Annotated in this window: 17 protein-coding genes; 11 read left to right on the plus strand and 6 right to left on the minus strand. The window is 71.2% G+C overall.

Going from position 1 to position 15,920, the window contains the following annotated elements:
• Positions 1–160: 160 nt before the first annotated feature.
• The 3 genes from ACMCNN_RS26945 (at position 161) to ACMCNN_RS26955 (ending at position 5,201) form a co-directional block, all read left to right on the plus strand.
• Complete coding sequence (locus ACMCNN_RS26945; protein ID WP_412743286.1) at positions 161–1,552, plus strand: alkaline phosphatase PhoX; 1,392 nt, start codon at positions 161–163, stop codon at positions 1,550–1,552.
• A gap of 115 nt (positions 1,553–1,667) precedes the next feature.
• On the plus strand, positions 1,668–2,894 hold the full coding sequence (locus tag ACMCNN_RS26950) for an ROK family protein (protein ID WP_412743287.1): 1,227 nt from the start codon (positions 1,668–1,670) through the stop codon (positions 2,892–2,894).
• Positions 2,895–2,993: 99 nt separating this feature from the next.
• Positions 2,994–5,201: a carbohydrate-binding protein gene (locus ACMCNN_RS26955; protein ID WP_412743288.1), complete on the plus strand. Its 2,208-nt coding sequence runs from the start codon at positions 2,994–2,996 to the stop codon at positions 5,199–5,201.
• 7 nt (positions 5,202–5,208) lie between these two features.
• Here the strand turns inward: ACMCNN_RS26955 and ACMCNN_RS26960 are convergent, their stop codons facing one another.
• From ACMCNN_RS26960 to ACMCNN_RS26970, 3 genes are read right to left on the minus strand one after another with little or no spacing between them, the layout of a single operon-like run.
• Positions 5,209–6,291 (minus strand): diguanylate cyclase domain-containing protein, encoded by a 1,083-nt coding sequence (locus tag ACMCNN_RS26960; protein ID WP_412743289.1) that lies wholly within the window; start codon positions 6,289–6,291, stop codon positions 5,209–5,211.
• A gap of 56 nt (positions 6,292–6,347) precedes the next feature.
• A complete protein-coding gene (locus tag ACMCNN_RS26965; protein WP_412743290.1) occupies positions 6,348–7,262 on the minus strand; it encodes a hypothetical protein in 915 nt (304 codons plus the stop codon).
• Positions 7,263–7,279: 17 nt separating this feature from the next.
• Positions 7,280–8,224: a sulfotransferase domain-containing protein gene (locus ACMCNN_RS26970; protein WP_412743291.1), complete on the minus strand. Its 945-nt coding sequence runs from the start codon at positions 8,222–8,224 to the stop codon at positions 7,280–7,282.
• Between the two features lie 174 nt (positions 8,225–8,398).
• Here ACMCNN_RS26970 and ACMCNN_RS26975 point away from each other — a divergent pair, with 174 nt between their 5' ends.
• From ACMCNN_RS26975 to ACMCNN_RS26995, 5 genes are all read left to right on the plus strand, one after another.
• Complete coding sequence (locus tag ACMCNN_RS26975; protein WP_412743292.1) at positions 8,399–8,815, plus strand: RrF2 family transcriptional regulator; 417 nt, start codon at positions 8,399–8,401, stop codon at positions 8,813–8,815.
• Between the two features lie 8 nt (positions 8,816–8,823).
• Complete coding sequence (locus ACMCNN_RS26980; protein ID WP_412743293.1) at positions 8,824–9,885, plus strand: ABC transporter substrate-binding protein; 1,062 nt, start codon at positions 8,824–8,826, stop codon at positions 9,883–9,885.
• Positions 9,886–9,902: 17 nt separating this feature from the next.
• Complete coding sequence (locus ACMCNN_RS26985; RefSeq protein ID WP_412743294.1) at positions 9,903–10,694, plus strand: ABC transporter ATP-binding protein; 792 nt, start codon at positions 9,903–9,905, stop codon at positions 10,692–10,694.
• Entirely contained in the window at positions 10,684–11,622 is a 939-nt protein-coding gene (locus ACMCNN_RS26990) for an ABC transporter permease (protein ID WP_412743295.1), read from the plus strand. Before ACMCNN_RS26985 ends, ACMCNN_RS26990 begins: the two co-directional genes overlap by 11 nt.
• Before the next feature lie 189 nt (positions 11,623–11,811).
• Positions 11,812–12,327, plus strand: a complete 516-nt coding sequence (locus ACMCNN_RS26995; RefSeq protein WP_412743296.1) for a fascin domain-containing protein — start codon at positions 11,812–11,814, stop codon at positions 12,325–12,327.
• 94 nt (positions 12,328–12,421) lie between these two features.
• Here ACMCNN_RS26995 and ACMCNN_RS27000 read toward each other — a convergent pair whose 3' ends face one another.
• Both ACMCNN_RS27000 and ACMCNN_RS27005 read right to left on the minus strand, forming a co-directional pair.
• Positions 12,422–12,808, minus strand: coding sequence for a rhodanese-like domain-containing protein (locus tag ACMCNN_RS27000; protein WP_412747283.1), 387 nt, complete (start codon positions 12,806–12,808; stop codon positions 12,422–12,424).
• A 35-nt stretch (positions 12,809–12,843) separates the two neighbouring features.
• Positions 12,844–13,317: a cysteine dioxygenase gene (locus ACMCNN_RS27005; protein WP_412743297.1), complete on the minus strand. Its 474-nt coding sequence runs from the start codon at positions 13,315–13,317 to the stop codon at positions 12,844–12,846.
• A 397-nt stretch (positions 13,318–13,714) separates the two neighbouring features.
• Between ACMCNN_RS27005 and ACMCNN_RS27010 the strand changes: the two genes are divergently transcribed.
• Together ACMCNN_RS27010 and ACMCNN_RS27015 are read left to right on the plus strand one after the other, a co-directional pair.
• Positions 13,715–14,245 carry a hypothetical protein gene (locus ACMCNN_RS27010; protein WP_412743298.1) on the plus strand — a complete coding sequence of 177 codons (531 nt, stop codon included), beginning with the start codon at positions 13,715–13,717 and terminating at the stop codon, positions 14,243–14,245.
• 29 nt (positions 14,246–14,274) lie between these two features.
• Positions 14,275–14,607: an STAS domain-containing protein gene (locus tag ACMCNN_RS27015; RefSeq protein WP_412743299.1), complete on the plus strand. Its 333-nt coding sequence runs from the start codon at positions 14,275–14,277 to the stop codon at positions 14,605–14,607.
• A 3-nt stretch (positions 14,608–14,610) separates the two neighbouring features.
• On the opposite strand, the gene ACMCNN_RS27020 is transcribed toward ACMCNN_RS27015, so the two are convergent.
• A complete protein-coding gene (locus ACMCNN_RS27020; protein WP_412743300.1) occupies positions 14,611–15,567 on the minus strand; it encodes a GlxA family transcriptional regulator in 957 nt (318 codons plus the stop codon).
• Between the two features lie 140 nt (positions 15,568–15,707).
• On the opposite strand from ACMCNN_RS27020, the gene ACMCNN_RS27025 reads away from it, so the two are divergent.
• Positions 15,708–15,839 carry a hypothetical protein gene (locus ACMCNN_RS27025; RefSeq protein ID WP_412743301.1) on the plus strand — a complete coding sequence of 44 codons (132 nt, stop codon included), beginning with the start codon at positions 15,708–15,710 and terminating at the stop codon, positions 15,837–15,839.
• The last annotated feature ends 81 nt before the right edge of the window (positions 15,840–15,920 follow it).

Genomic DNA, 15,920 nt, shown 5'->3' on the forward strand with positions numbered 1-15,920 from the left:
GGTGCCCGGCATGCGAGGCATGCCGGGCTCTCACATGGCGGTACGGGGCCTCGATGCTTCATGCAGTGTTCACCGGACGGCTGCCGGGCTGAGGGACGGACAGCCGTGCCGGTTCGTTTGCCTACGAGGCACCGTCCACCCGTACTCCCTGGAGGAATTGATGACCGCCCTCCCCCGTCGCAGTGTGCTGCGCGCCGGCATGGCCGGTGGCCTCGGCATCGCGATCGGCGGCAGCCTTGAGGCGATCGCCGGTCCCGTCGAGGCCCGGGCCGCCTGCCGCCCCGCAGTCGGCTACGGTCCGCTCGTCCCCGATCCCAAGGGTCTGCTCGCGCTCCCCCGCGGCTTCACCTACCAACTCGTCGCGCACGCCGGTGAGACGTTGCTCGAAACGGGCCAGCCCACCCCGAGCGACGCCGACGGCACTGCATGCTTCCGCTCCCGCACCGGCTGGGTCCTCGTCAACAACCACGAGATCGGCGGCACCGAGCCGTACAAGGTGCCCGCTCTGCCCGGCCTCACCTACGACCCCGGAGCGGGGGGCGGCACCACGAACATCGAGGTGGACCGGCACGGCACCCGCCTGCGCGAGTACGTGAGCCTGGCCGGCACGCACAACAACTGCGCGGGCGGCATCACACCGTGGAACACGTGGCTGACCTGCGAGGAGACCGAGCAGCGGGCGGGCGGAGTGTTCCAGAAGGACCACGGGTACGTCTTCGAGGTCGACCCGGTCGACAAGGAGGCGAACCGCGACCCGGTGCCGCTGGCCTTCCTCGGCCGGTACGCCCACGAGGCGGTCGCGGTCGACCCGCGCACCCACCAGATCTACCTGACCGAGGACGCCGGCGCGCCGCTCGGGCTGTACTTCCGGTGGACCCCGCCGCACCGGTTCCGCGGTGGCAAGGGCGCGTTGCGCGAGCTGGCGCTCAGCCCGAACGGCGACACCGCGGGCACGCTGGAGGCGATGCACTGCACCCACGACGGCGCGCACGTGGCAGACCTGTCCGAGGCCACCGAGCCGGGCACACGGTTCGACGTGACCTGGGTCGACGTGCCGGACCGGCTGGCGAAGACCATGTCGGTACGCAAGCAGTTCACCGACGACCAGGTCACCCGCAGCCGCAAGCTGGAGGGCCAGTGGCAGGGCGACGGCGGCATCTACTTCGTCGCGTCGTACGCCCGCAAGGACGACGGCAGCCGCAACGAGCACGACGGCCAGGTCTGGTTCTACGACCCGAAGCGCGCCACGATCACCCTCAAGACCATCTTCGGGGTCAACCCGGACCCGTCGCAGGAGGGCAACTTCGACGGCCCGGACAACATCACTGTGTCGCCGCTCGGCGGCCTGATCATGGCCGAGGACGGCGAGGGCCTGAGCCACCTCGTCGGCCTGACCGAGCGCGGTGAGGCGTACGCGCTGGCCCGCAACGAGCTGAACGACAGCGAGTTCACCGGACCGACGTTCAGCCAGAACGCGGACATCCTGTTCGCCAACATCCAGACCCCCGGACTGGTCTTCGCGATCACCGGGCCGTGGGGCCGCGGCCACTGAGCCACGGCAGGGGTGTCCGGGCCCGCCAGCCCGGACACCCCCCTACGTCCACCCCGATGGACTGGGCGCCCGCCGCGGTGTAGACATGTGCGCAGGTAGCGGCTGTCGGAGGAACATGGGCGTCAGTAACACCTCGGGGCGAGCCCGCTTCGTCGTCCCGGAGGCATCGACGGTGACGTCGCTGCGGCAGCGCAACCGTTCGCTGGTGCTGCGGCACATCATCCTGGCTCGGGAGACCACGCGGGCCAAGCTCGGTCAGGTCTGCGACCTCTCCCCCGCCTCGGTCACCAAGCTCGTCGCCGAGCTGATCGGCGAGGGCCTGGTGCAGGAGAACGGCTCGGTCTCGTCGCGCGGCGGGCGGCCGATCGCGCTGATCGGCCCGCGCCCGGAGGCCGCCTACTCGGTCGGTGCGGACGTCGGCGAGAACGGCGTCACTGTCGAGCTGTTCGACCTCACCATGAACAGGGTGGACCGCGAGTTCCGCGGCGGCCGCCACGAGGAGTCCGCGGAGACCATCGCGCAGGACCTCGCGGACGCGCTCGCCGCGCTGCGCGAACGCAATCCGTACGCCTGGCCGCGTCTGCTCGGCATCGGGCTGGGCCTGCCGGGCCTGGTGGAGACGGACGCCGAGGACCGGCAGATCCTCTACGCGCCGACGCTGCCCTGGCCGCCCGTCCCGGTGGAGCGGCTGCTGACCGCGGACGTCCCGGTCTTCGCGGAGAACGGCGCCAAGACCCAGGCCAAGGCGGAGCTGTGGTTCGGCGCCGCCCGCGACGTGGAGCACTGCCTGGTCGCGCTGCTGGGCCGCGGCGTCGGTCTCGGCATCATCAACGAGGGCCACCTGACCCACGGGTACGCGTCCAGCGCGGCCGAGTGGGGCCACATGAAGGTGCAGCGCGACGGCCTGCCGTGCCGCTGCGGCGGCCACGGCTGCCTGGAGGCGTACGTCGGCTCGGACGCGATCCTGGACGCGTGGCGCCGGACGGGCGGGGTCTTCGACGGTACGGGCTGGCAGGCGATCGGCGCGTTCCTCGACGCGGCCGAGTCCGATCCCGCCGCGGCGGCGCTGCGCGACGAGGTGGTCGACACCGTGGGCCTGGGCCTGGCGAACATGGTGAATCTGGCCAACCCGCAACGCGTCATCGTCGGGGGCTGGGTGGGGCTGCGGTTGATGGAACGCCTCGCCGAGCCGCTGGAACGGGCGATCCGGGCGCACAGCCTGGCCCGTCCGGGAGCCCAGTTCGAGCTGCACCCGTCGACGTTCGGCGCCGACGCGGTGGCCCTGGGCTCCGCGATCATGCCGGTGGAGGCGATGATCGCCGCCGACACGGCCGCCGCGTGAGCGTCCATTCACCGTACTAAATTTCTACCTTGACTTAAGTCGTGGTCGCGGCGCAGACTTCCGTCCAGTGAGGACGCTCCCGCTCCCCGAGGAGGCGCCGTGCGGCGTTCCCGGATCGCGGCCCTGATCGCCGCATCCACCACCCTTTCCCTGATCACCTGCCTGCCGGCGGCCGCGGCGGCGCGGTCCGGCCCGCGCGGGCCACGGGTCACCGGCACGTTCTCGACCGGCGCCGGGCAGGCCTGGCAACCGCTCCCACCCGTACGTTTCGGCGGCGACCGCGGCGGCCCGGTGGACGCCACCGTGGTCGTCGATCCCAGCCGGACCCGGCAGCGCTACACCGGCATCGGCTTCTCGCTGGACGAGACCAGCGTGTCCAACCTGTGGAAGCTGACTCCCGCCCGGCGCGAGGCGGCGATCCGGCTGCTCGTCGACCCGCGGACCGGCGCGGGCCTGGACCGCTTCCGGATCACCATCGGCAGCCCCGACCTGATCGAGCACCTGCCGTTCTGGTCGGAGGACGAGCTGCCCGCCGGGGTCGCCGAGGACTTCGCGCTGCGGTACTTCTCCATCCAGCGCGACCTCGACCTGCACATCATCGACACGATCAAGCTGATCCAGCGGTACAACCCGCGGGCCACGTTCTTCGCCTCGGCGTGGAGCGCGCCCGCGTGGATGAAGACCAACAACCGGTTCCTCGGAGAGGTGGCCCTCAATCCCGGCAGCAGCACCGACTACCACCAGGTGGGCAAGCTGCGCGACGACTGCATCGACGTGTTCGCCCGGTACTACGTCAAGTTCGTCCAGGCGTACGCGCGGCACGGCATCCGGATCGACGCGCTGACGCTGCTCAACGAGCCGGGCATGGACGTGGTGTACCCGGCCATGGACATCAGCGTCGCGCAGCAGCAGCGGCTGGCCGTCGCCATGAAACAGGAGTTCGCCGCGGCCCGGCTCGACACCCGGCTGTACGTGCACGACTTCAACTTCTGGGACTGGCGCGACCCGAACAGCACCACGTCGAAGAACTACCACCGGATCTTCGACGATCCCGCCGCCGAGCAGGCCGCCGACGCCATCGCGTTCCACCCGTACTGGGGGGATCCGGCCGTCATGCGCGACGCGTACGAGCAGTACCGCAAGCCGGTGCACCTGACCGAGACCAGTGACGTCTCCCCGGCCACGGTGCTCGCGGACTTCAGGTTCGACGCGTCCTCGTACGTGCTGTGGGCACCGGCGACCGACCAGCACGGCGGCACCCTGCACTGGACCCCGGCGCGGGACAACACCCTCGACTGGGACGAGGTGGCCCGCACCACGGCGTGGCCGGACCGGCTGGTCACCGTGGACACGGCCACCGGCGACTTCCGGGTCCGCGACGAGCTGTACCAGCTCGGCCAGTTCGCCCGCTACCTCGACGGCGACGACGTCCGGGTCGCGTCCAGTGCCACGACCGGCGGGATCGGCAATGTCGTGTTCCGGGACCGGCACGACGGCTACACCGCGATCGTCGGCAACACCACGGACGCGGACGCCGGCGTCCGGGTCGTCCTCGCGGGACAGTCGTTCGTCACCACGGTGCCCGCGCACGCGTACGCCACCCTGCGCTGGCGTCTCCCGCTCCCGCCGCGGCGCAACCACCCGCCCGTCCCCGGACCGGTCCCGGCCGTGACCGCCGACCAGGACAGCACCGTACAGGTGCCGCTCGCGGCCACCGACCCCGACGGCGACCGGCTGGCGTTCTACGCCACCGACCTGCCCGACGGCGTGAGCGTCGACGCGGCCACCGGGGTGGTGACGCTGCACCCGACGGTGCCCGGCACACGTGAGCTCCGGTTCACCGTCACCGACGGGCGGGCCAGCGCCGACGTGACCGTGCACCTCACCGTCGCGCCGCACGGCGCCCCGATCGGCGAGCGGGTCGAGGCCGAGGCGTACGTGGCGCAGCACGGCTGGACCGAGGGCGGCGGCACCTTCATCGAGAACACAGCGACGGCCAGCGGCGGCCGCAACGTCGGCTGGACGGCGCCCGGCAACTGGCTGCGGTACTCCCTCGACGTCGCCGCCCCCGGCACGTACGACCTGGAGCTGCGCGTCGCCAACGGGACCGGCGCGGTGGCACCCGACGCGTTGTCGTTCCGGGACGCCGCCGGTCGGTCCCTGGCGACTGTCTCCGTGCCGGACACCGGCGGCTGGGCCGCGTACCGGTCGGTGCACGCCCGGGTCACCCTGGCCGCGGGCGCGCAGGACGTCACCCTGTACTGCGAGACCGGCGGGTTCAACCTCGATTACTTCCGGCTGAGCTGACGGGGGGTCAGCGGGTGGGCTCCGGGTCGAGGCGCAGCCGTTTGGCGCGGTACATCTCCGTGTCCGCGGCCCGGAGCAGCCGGGAGAACCCGTCCGCCACCGTGCCGATCGCCCACCCCACGCTGGCGGTGACCCGATGCGTCCCGGTACGTCCGATCACCGGCTCGGCGACGACAGCGCGGAACCGGGCGGCCATCTCGCGCACCGCCCGCGTCACGTCGTCGCCGGCCAGGACGGCCACGAACTCGTCGCCGCCCATCCGGGCCAGCAGATCACCCTCCCGCAGGTGGCGCTGCATCCGCCGGGCCACCACCAGCAGCACCTCGTCACCGGCCTCGTGCCCGGCGGCGTCGTTGACCCGCTTGAAGCCGTCCAGGTCGACCACCATGACGCCGACCTCGCGAGCGGGCTGGCTCAACAGCGCGTCCACGCGGGAGCGCAGGCAGGCGCGGTTGGGCAGGCCGGTCAGCGGGTCGTGGGTGGCGGCGTACTGCAGGCGGGCCTTGCTGCGCTCCAGCGACGAGTGCATGCGGGCATGCAGGATGGCGATCGCCGCGTGCTCCGCGAACAGCGACAACACCTCGATCTGCTGCGGTCCGGGCCGCCGGCCGCCGTCCGGCAGGTCGACGCTGAGCACCCCGACCCACTCGCCGGAGGGCGCCATCAACGGGGCGAACAGGCAGTCGTGCGGGTGCCAGCCGTCCGGGTCGTCGGGCTCGGGGATGTCCGGGATCCAGGTGCACAGATCCTCGGGGATCCCCTTGCGGTGGTCGACGAAGTACAGCGCGCCCCAGCGTTCGGCGCGGCGGAACAGCTCGTGCCAGTGCTCCGCGCTGCCCCGGGTGCCCACCATCGCGCGGCGCAGCTCGTCGTCGCCCGCGGCGGAGACGACAGTGAAGTCGCCGTTGGGCTCGGCCAGGTTGACCGCCGCCAGGCCGAAGCCGGCGGCCTCGACGACCCCCTCGGCCACGGCGTCCAGGGTCTCGGTCAGGTCCAGGCTGCTGTGTACGCGCTTACTGACGGCGTTGAGCGCACGCAGCGCCTGCAGATGTGCATCGGTGCCGCCCCGTACGCTCACACCGTCCAGCATGGAACAAACTGTAATGGCAGGAATCCATTGCAGACGATGAATTGCCAGATGCCGGACTAGTTGACCAGTTCGGTACGCAGTTCATGGGCCCCGTCCGCGCGGGTGGCCTCGTAGTAGATCCGGTGCCGCCCGTCGGGCAGCGCCACGATGCTCAGGTACCGCAGCCCGTGCGGCGGGTACGGCGAGCCCAGCGGCGCCTCCCGCTCGGCCGTGAGCGGCCCGAACGTCCCGTCGGCCGCCCGGCGCCCGCGCGCCGTCCCGGTGCGCTCCTCCCAGTTCTCCTCGGCACTGGCCCGCCCGTCGTACGCGGCCAGCAGCTCGCCGCCGACCGGCAGCACCGCGGACACCCGGACCCCCCGCGCGTCCCACTGGCCGGGACGTCCGCGCAGCGCGGTGCCCCGCCAGGTCCAGTGCACGCCGTCCGGGCTGGTGGCGTACTCGGTGGTCATCCGGTCGGCGTGGTTCCAGGACTCCAGCGGGTGGCAGGACGCCCACAGGTGCCAGCCGTCGTCGGTGGCCAGCAGCACCGGGTCCTTGACCCCGACCTGCTCGTCGCCGGGCAGCACCGTACGCGGGACCGCCGTGGCCAGCTCGGCGGGGGTGCCGGCCTCCAGCAGGTCCACCCGCCAGTGCTTGGTGCCGGGGGTGGCGGCACTGACGTACATCCGCCAGCGGCCGTCGGGGGTCCGGGCGAGCGCGGGCCGTTCCAGCGACTCGGCGCCGAACTGCTCCTTGGTCACGGTGGCGACGGTGCGGAACGTCACACCGTCGGCCGCGTGGGCGATCACGTTGGCGTACCCGCGGCCCTGGTCGACCGGCAGCCGCAGCCGGTACGCGAGGTAGATCCCGTCGTCGGCCAGCAGCGCGCTCGGGGCACCGGACCAGGCGCCGGCTTCGGAACTGGGCGGCGGCACCACCACCGCGGCGTCGGTCCACTGGGGCAGGGGCAGGGCGGGGCTGACTATCGTCACGGCGGCTCCGTTCAGGGTCAGGCGTTTTCCGTCTGTGGTAGGGCGGGGTCGAGCGAGAGCCAGTCGGCGTACGACCGGCCGGTCACCTCCTGCAGCAGGGCCAGGTCCTCGGCGAAGTACGGCAACAGCGCCGCCCGCTCGTCACGGGTGGGCCGGGGCCGGCGGCCCTTGCGGCGGTGCAGCACGGTGAGCAGCGGCCCCCGGAAGGTCTTGCGGACGGGCAACGGGAAGACGTGCCCGACGTTCCCGCCGAAGCGCAACAGGCCGCGCAGGCCGGCGTTGAACCGGGTGTCCTCCACCACGTGCCGATTCACGTTCTCCCGTGGCACCTCCGTGAGCAGGCCGGTGCTCACCCCGAGAAACGCGCACACCTGGTCGAGGGTGGCGGCGGGCTGCTCGCGCAGGTCCCGGTAGCGCAGCAGGAGCACCTGGCGGCGGTCGAAGACCTCGAACAGGTGGCGCACCTGCTCGCCGTACTTTCCGAGGCTGAGGTAGTGCCAGAAGTCGGCCCAGCCGGCGGCGCGGCGCTGCTCCTCCAGGCGGCAGGCGGTCACGAAGTCCGCTTCCGGCTCCAGTCCGGCGATCCACAGGTGGGTCCAGTTGGAGTGCGCCCGGTCCACCGGGTCACGCAGCATGAGGATCAGCTTCGCCTCCGGGACCAGCGCCTTGATCCGCAGGTGCGTGGCCGGGTCGTACAGATAGAACGGGGTGGCCTCGCCGCGCAGGGTGCCGCGCGGCGCGGGCACGAACAGCCGCTCGTAGTCGTCCTGGCGCCAGATGTGCTCCTGGTACGTCTGCTTGTCTCCGGGGCCCCCGATGCGCGGCGGCGGTCCGTCGGTGAGGAAGAACTTCGGCTCCTTCGGGCGGGACAGGTAGAGCTGCGGGTGCCGTTCCAGCGCGGCGTGCAGTGCCGTGGTGCCGGCCTTCGGCACACCGGCGATGAGGAAGTCGGGTAGTGGCATCGTGCCTCCTCCACGGGGGAATCTCTACTGAACACGTAGGATTGGTGGAATGCAACCCGATCGGGTGAAGATCCTCGCTTGACAGCCATACCCTGCATCATCGAGTATTCCCACCAACCAGATCGAGATTCCGAAGATAAGATCCACACCGTCGGGGGAGAGGGCGTCACCACCGTGTACGTCTCAGCGCGCACCGACTACGCCGTCCGGGCCATGCTCGCCATCACCGCCGCTCACCCGCGGCTGGTGAAGGCGGCAGAACTCGCGGCAACCCAGGACATTCCGCTCAGCTTCCTGCACGGCATCCTGCTCGACCTGCGTCGCGCCGGGCTGCTGCACAGCCATCGCGGGATGGACGGGGGGTACGCACTGACCCGCCCCCCGGACGAGATCGCGATCGGGGACGTGGTCCGGGCTACCGGCGGTGCATTGAGTTCGGTTCGCGGACAACCCACGGAGGTCGCCCGGTACCACGGGGCGGCCGCCGGTCTCCGCGACGTGTGGCTCGCCGTCCGGGACGCCATCGAGGGCGTTCTGGACACCACCACTCTGGCCGACCTGTCGGCCACCAGCACAGTACAAACCACCTAGGAGTGCACATGAGCTCCCGCATAACCCGCACCTTCGCCATCGCGGCGGCCACCCTGGTCGCCGCAACCGCGTTGAGCGCCTGCGGTGACGACGACACATCCGCCGCGGACGCCAGCGGCGAGGCGACGACGCTGCGCCTCGGCTACTTCCCGAACATCACCCACGCCCCCGCGCTGGTCGGCGTGAAGAACGGCCTGTTCGCCCAGGCCCTGGGCACCACCAAGCTGGAGGCGAAGACCTTCAGCGCCGGTCCCGCCGCGATCGAGGCGCTGTTCTCGGGCGCCATCGACGCCACGTACATCGGGCCGAACCCGGCGATCAACGGGTGGGCCAAGTCCAAGGGCACCGCGCTGAAGATCATCGCGGGTAGCACCTCGGGTGGCGCCGCGCTGGTCGTGAAGCAGGGCATCAACTCGGCGGCCGACCTCAAGGGCAAGAAGATCGCCACCCCGCAGCTCGGCAACACCCAGGACGTGGCGCTGCGCTACTGGCTCAAGAGCCAGGGCCTCAACGCGGACCAGCAGGGCGGCGGCGACGTCTCCATCCTGCCGCAGGACAACGCGACCGCGGTGCAGGCGTTCGCCCAGGGTTCCATCGACGGCGCCTGGGTGCCGGAGCCGAACGTCGCGAAGATGGTGACCGAGTCCAAGGGCAAGGTGCTCGTGGACGAGAAGACGCTCTGGCCCGGCGGTCAGTTCGTCACCACCCACCTCATCGTGTCGCAGAAGTTCCTGGAGAAGTACCCGGCGACCGTCAAGAAGCTGCTGCAGGGCCACATCGCCGCAGTGAACTACCTGAACACCGACAAGGCCGCCGCCGAGAAGGCCACCAACGACCAGCTGGCGGCGCTCACCGGCAAGCCCCTGAAGGACCCCGTCCTGCAGGCGGCGTTCGCCAACCTCACCTTCACGGTCGACCCGATCGCGCCCTCGCTGTACGGCAGCGCCAAGCACGCCGAGGAGGTCGGTCTGCTGGAGCCTGTGGACCTCAAGGGCATCTACGACCTCGGCCCGCTCAACGCACTGTTGTCCGCCTCGGGCAAGCCCGCGGTCAACGACAGCGCGGCCTGATCAGGAAGGCAGAGTCCATGAGCCTCACCGCTCAGGACACCCGGCAGGCGGGCGGCCAGCGCACCAGCGCGGTCGTCCGCCTGGAGGGCGTGTCCAAACAGTACGGTCGCGGCGCCGGCGCACTGCTCGCCCTCGACCGCGTCTCGCTCGACGTGTACCCCGGTGAGTTCGTCTGCCTGCTCGGCGCGTCCGGTTGTGGCAAGAGCACGCTGCTGTCGCTGGTCGCCGGGCTGGATCAGATCAGCGGCGGGGTGCTGGACACCGGCGGGCGCCGGGTCGCCCTGATGTTCCAGGAGGCCGCGCTGTTCCCGTGGCTGTCGGTCGCGGGCAACGTGGAGATCGCCCTGCGCCTGCGCGGCGTCGGCCGCGCGGAACGCCGCGAACGGGCCGCCCAGCTGCTGGAGACCGTACGTCTCAAGGGGTTCGGCGACAAACGCCCGCACGAGCTGTCCGGCGGCATGCGGCAGCGGGTGGCGCTGGCCCGCGCGCTCGCGCAGGAGGCCGACGTGCTGCTCATGGACGAGCCGTTCGGCGCCCTGGACGCGATGACCCGCGACATCCTGCACGACGAGCTGGAGCGCATCTGGCGCGAGCAGGAACTCACGGTCCTGTTCGTCACGCACAACGTCCGCGAGGCGGTGCGGCTCGGTGACCGGGTGGTGCTGCTGAGCAGCCGGCCGGGACGGGTCATCGAGGACTTCCCGGTGCCGCATGCCCGGCCGCGGCGCATCGACTCGCCCGAGGTCTCCACGCTGGCCGCGACCATCACCGACCGACTGCGTGCGGAGGTCTCCCGCCATGCCCACTGACATCACCGAGCGCAGCGAGGGGCACGAGGGCCGGCACAGCGCGCCCACCGCGACGGCGGACCGCGACACCTCGGCCGCCGACCGGGTCACCGGCCTCGACGCCCTGGAACTGGGCGGCCGCCCGGTCGAGGAGCGCTCGCTGGGCCGCTTCGGCGCGGCCGTCTGGCGCTCGGCCTGGCCCAAACTGCTCGCGGTCGGCATCGTCATCGGGCTGTGGCAGGCTGCCTACTGGGCCGAGCTGAAGCCGCCGTACGCGCTGCCCTCGCCCGGCGAGGTCTTCGGCGAGCTGGGGTCCCTGATCAGCACGGGCGATTTCTGGGCGGCGATCCAGCTCACCATGACCCGGGCGATCACCGGATTCACGCTGGCCGTACTCCTCGGCACGGTGATCGGCGCCGCGGTGGCGCGGTTCAGCCCGTTGCGCGCGGCCATCGGCTCGCTCATCACCGGCCTGCAGACCATGCCGTCGATCATGTGGTTCCCGCTGGCCATCCTGCTGTTCCAGATCAGCGAGAGCGCCATCATGTTCGTGGTCGTGATCGGCGCCACGCCGTCGGTGGCGAACGGTCTGATCAGCGGCATCGACTACGTGCCCCGTACGTGGCTGCGGGTGGGGCAGGTACTCGGCATGCGTGGCTTCGCCAAGTACCGGCACCTGATCCTGCCCGCGTCGCTGCCCTCGTTCATCTCGGGGCTCAAGCAGGGCTGGGCCTTCTCGTGGCGCAGCCTGATGGCCGGCGAGCTGCTGGTCATCGTGCCGGGTGCGCTGTCCATCGGCGCCCGGATGCAGGGCGCCCGCGATCTCGTGAACGCCCCGCTGGTGGTCGCCTACATCATCGTGGTGCTGGTGCTCGGCATCCTCATCGACATCCTCTTCAACGCCGCCGACAACGCGCTACGCCGCCGTTGGGGCCTGACCAACACCTGACCCTCGGACCCCCTGTCATCCCCGCCACACGGGTTCGAAGACCGGTTGAAGTCACCTTGATTCACCCGTAGGGTCATCGAATCGATAGGAATTGAGGGCGTTCATCGAACGGCTTCACTCACGGGGAGGCAGGGACCTTTGAGGTCACTTCGAAACAATGCACGACGGCTCGCGGCGCTCGGACTGAGCGTGGCACTGTCCGGCGCGGCGGTCGTGCTGACGCAGGCACCGGCTCAGGCAGCGCCACTGTGCTCGGACCACGCACTCGTCTCCTACGCCGACACGCACCACCCGCTGGTCGTGACGGTGGAGACGACCTGGGCGGGCAACGACTACGCCAAGCTGCGCGCCCGCAAGACCAGCGTGGGCACCAACGAGAAGTTCCGGTACTGCTGGTACACCGACCAGGGCTACTACACCATCCAGGCGAAGGCCAACAACAGGTACGTGACGGCCGAGAACGGCTTCTCCGGTGACTGGAAGGGCGTGCTGCGGGCCACCGCCACGTCCGTCGGCGACCGTCAGAAGTTCCGGATCACCGCCGGCGCCGGTGGCAGCAGTGAGTACTCCAAGCTGCAGAACGTGGAGAGCGGCAAGTTCGTCAGCGCCGAGATGACCTGGTCCGGCGACATCAAGGGCATCCTGCGCGCCCGGGCCAACAGCGCGGGCGCGTACGAGCGGTTCCAGAGTCCGTCCGCGCACTGATCCGTAGCAGACCACGACCAAGGTGCCCGGGGCCGCTTGCCGGCTGGTCCCGGGCACCTTGCTGTCCGCACCAGGGAAACCTCCCCATCGCAGGTCATGATGAGCTCACGTTCGGCAGGTCGACCCGGACGGTGGGCAGGGCGGCGGCCTGCCAGGCGGCGTAGCCACCCGCCAGGTCCGTGGCCCGGTGCAGGCCGATGGTCTGCAGGGCGTCCGCGGCCAGCGAGGACGTGTAGCCCTCCTGGCAGACCACGATCACCTGCAGGTCGAAGCGGTCGGCGATGGGCAGCCGGGCATCGCTGCGCGGGTCGAACCGCCATTCCAGGACGTTGCGCTCGATGACCAGCGCACCCGGAATCTCGCCGTGCTCGGCCCGCTGCGCCGCGGGGCGGATGTCCACCAGCACGGCGCCGTCCCGCTGTGCCGCGTACGCGTCCTGCGGGGGCAGCCGGTCGAGGCGGGCGCGGGCCCGGGCCAGCATTTCGTCGATCCCGTACGAGCCGGGCGGGGCAGCGGTCACCACTGGACCCCGGCGCGCTCGACCTCCGCGACCTCCAGGCCGACGGCGCTGAGCCGGTACCGGGTCATGCTGGTGAGCGCGGGACCGTACACGTGCACGCTGACCGCCGGGCGGCGGGACCGGTTGACGATCCGGTGCACGTAGCGCGGGCCGAACGCGTGGCCGATGCCCGCGTCGAGGTGCCGTACGTTCATCCGGAATCCTCCGTCCGCGACCGGCGCGACCACGTCCTCGACGATCGAGCCGCTGACCACGTGCACGGCGCCGGCCGAGCCGCCGTGGTCGTGCAGATCCGTTCCCTGACCGGGCAGCCAGGTGAGCAGCCACACCTCGTAGTCCCGGTGCTCCGCGATCCTCGCATACCAGCGGCCGGTCGCGCTGAAGCGTGGTGCGACCGGCCAGGCGACCGGGTCTTCGGCGTACCGGCGGGCGATGGCCAGATGATCGATGACTGTTCCTACCTGTGTCACGACGACCTCCAATACTCACAATGCCTATGTGTTTAATAGGTTTAGCGCGACAGCGCACGGCGGCGCGCGGGGACGGATCGAACAAGAGGACCGCGGGCGGCGTCAGCTCATCGAGGTACGGCGCGGCGGGCGGCCGGAAAGCGTTCGGGGCGGCCGCTCAACAGGCGGCACTGGCCACCAGGCGGAAGTCGACGACGCGGCGCCGGGTCAGGTGGATGTGCCGCTCCATGGCCTGCACCCTACCCGGCGACCTCGGCCCGCAGCTCGATATCCCATAGGTTAAGAGGGATATCTCTCTCCCTGGTTCGTGCCAAGGCGATCACCGTACGGCCCGCGCGCCGCCGTCCGCGGGCAGTGTGTGCGCAGCAGATCGACCGGAACACCGAGGAGAGGCACGATGCGGGCACGGAACATGTGGGGGCTGGCCGGCGTGGCGGCGGTCCTGGCCGTGGGCACGGGATGCACCGGGCCGGCGGACAGCGCCGATCCGCCGAAGTCGGCAGCGACCGGCAGCACCACCGGTGCGGCCACCACCCCACCGGCGGGCACCGCATCGGCGCAGCCCGCACCGACCAAGCCCGCACAGACCAAGCCCGCAGCGAGCGGCACCGCCAAGCCGGCCCCGGCCGAAGGCACCCCGGCGGGCGGCGAATGCCCCGTCACCGGCGCGAAGCTGGTGGCCGCCCTCTACGCCGACCCCTCCGACATCAAGGACCGTCTCGCGAAGACCGCGACACTGAGCGACGTCGAGTGCTACCGCGGCTACGCGGTCGGCCTCACCAACCCGAAGGAAGCCGACCGCGCAACTGTCGTCTTCCGGTACGACAGCACGGGCCGCGCCTGGCACCCGATCAACGGTGGCACCGCCGGCGTCTGCGACCCGGAGGTGCCCCGCACCGTACGCACACACCTCGACCTCTGCCACTGAACCCCACCACCCACAAAGGCGGGACCGTCATGTCCTTCGACTGCACCCTGCAACTTGCCGACGACACGGTGATCGTCTCCCCCGAGGGAGACATCGACATCCGCACCTCCGCAGCCGTACGCGAAGTGCTGCGTGAGGTCGTGGCATCCCGCGACGGCGGCCGGATCGTGGTCGATCTCAGCGACGTGACGTTCCTGGACTCATCCGGCATCGGGGTGTTCGTCGCCGCCAAGCGGGCCGCGGACGCCCGGGGCGTGGAGTTGCGTCTGCGCAACCCCGGCCCGGTCGTCCGCATGGTCCTGGAGGTCACGAAGCTGCTGGCCGAACTCGTCGAGCGGCCGCGACTCACTCTGGTGCCGTAAGGATCAGGCGGCCCGGTGCTGGAACGTCGCCCGGTACGCCTGCGGGGTCGTGCTGAGCCGCCGCGTGAAGTGGTGCCGCAGCGTGGCCGCCGATCCGAACCCCGCCCGCACCGCGATCGCGTCCACGCCCAGGTCGGAGTCCTCCAGCAGGCGCCGGGCCAGCAGCACTCGCTGACCGGTCAGCCAGTCGTGCGGGGTCACGCCCGTCTCCGCCCGGAACCGCCGGGCGAACGTCCGCGGCGCCATGTGCGCCTGCGCCGCCATCGTGTCGACCGTGTGGTCCTGGTCGAGTTCCTCCAGCACCCGGTTCAGGACGGGCTGCAGTGTGTCGCAGTGGCCCAGGGCCGGTAGCGGGGTCTCTATGAACTGCGCCTGCCCGCCGTCGCGGTGCGGCGGGACCACCATGCGGCGGGCCATCGCGGTGGCCACCGCCGAGCCGTGCTCCTGGCGTACCAGATGCAGTCCGAGGTCGATGCTGGCCGCCGTGCCGGCGCTGGTGAGCACGCGGTCGTCGGCGACGTAGAGGACGTCGGGGTCGACCCGCGCGGCCGGGAACCGCGCGGCCAGCGCCTCTGTGTGCCGCCAGTGCGTGGTGCAGCGGCGCCCGTCGAGCAGTCCCGCCGCGCCCAGCGCGAACGCGCCGGTGCACATGCTCATCAGCCGGGCGCCGCGGGCGTGCGCCCGGCGCAGCGCGTCCAGGACCTCGGCGGGCGGTTCCCTGTCGTAGTCGTACGGGACGACGGCCACCAGATCGGCGGACTCGACCGGGGTCAGGTCGTGGCCCGTGGTGATCTCGAAGCCCGCATGGGTGCGTACCGGTCTGCCGTCGGGGCTGCACACCGCGAACTCGTAGCCGGGCAGGCCTTCGGCGGTGCGGTCGTAGCCGAAGAGTTCACAGACGACGCCGAGCTCGAAGACCGCGACCTCCGGCAGCACGATGACAGCGACCCGCTCCAACATGCGATCCAGCCTACGCGCACTGGCAGGATTTTGTGGATGTATGGCATCTCTGCCACTGTCCGCGGCCCGGCCGAGGCGGCAGGCTGAAGACAACACACCCGGTGCGCACCGGCCATCACGCCGGATTGGGGTACGTCATCATGGCACTCAGCATCCTCGTCTTCTTCCTGCTCATCGCGGTTGCCGCGGCGATGGGCCTGACCGCCGACAGCCGCGACAGCGCCGACTGGCGGCCCACCGTCGACGGGTTCCGCTCGCCGCGCCGCCCATGACCGTGTTACGCCGCCCGGCCGAGCCCACCGTCCGGGCCGTCGAAGCGGCCCGGCCGTCCTCCGGGCGGCCGGAGATCACGG

Source organism: Krasilnikovia sp. MM14-A1004 (assembly GCF_047159485.1).
Lineage (GTDB): Bacteria > Actinomycetota > Actinomycetes > Mycobacteriales > Micromonosporaceae > Actinoplanes.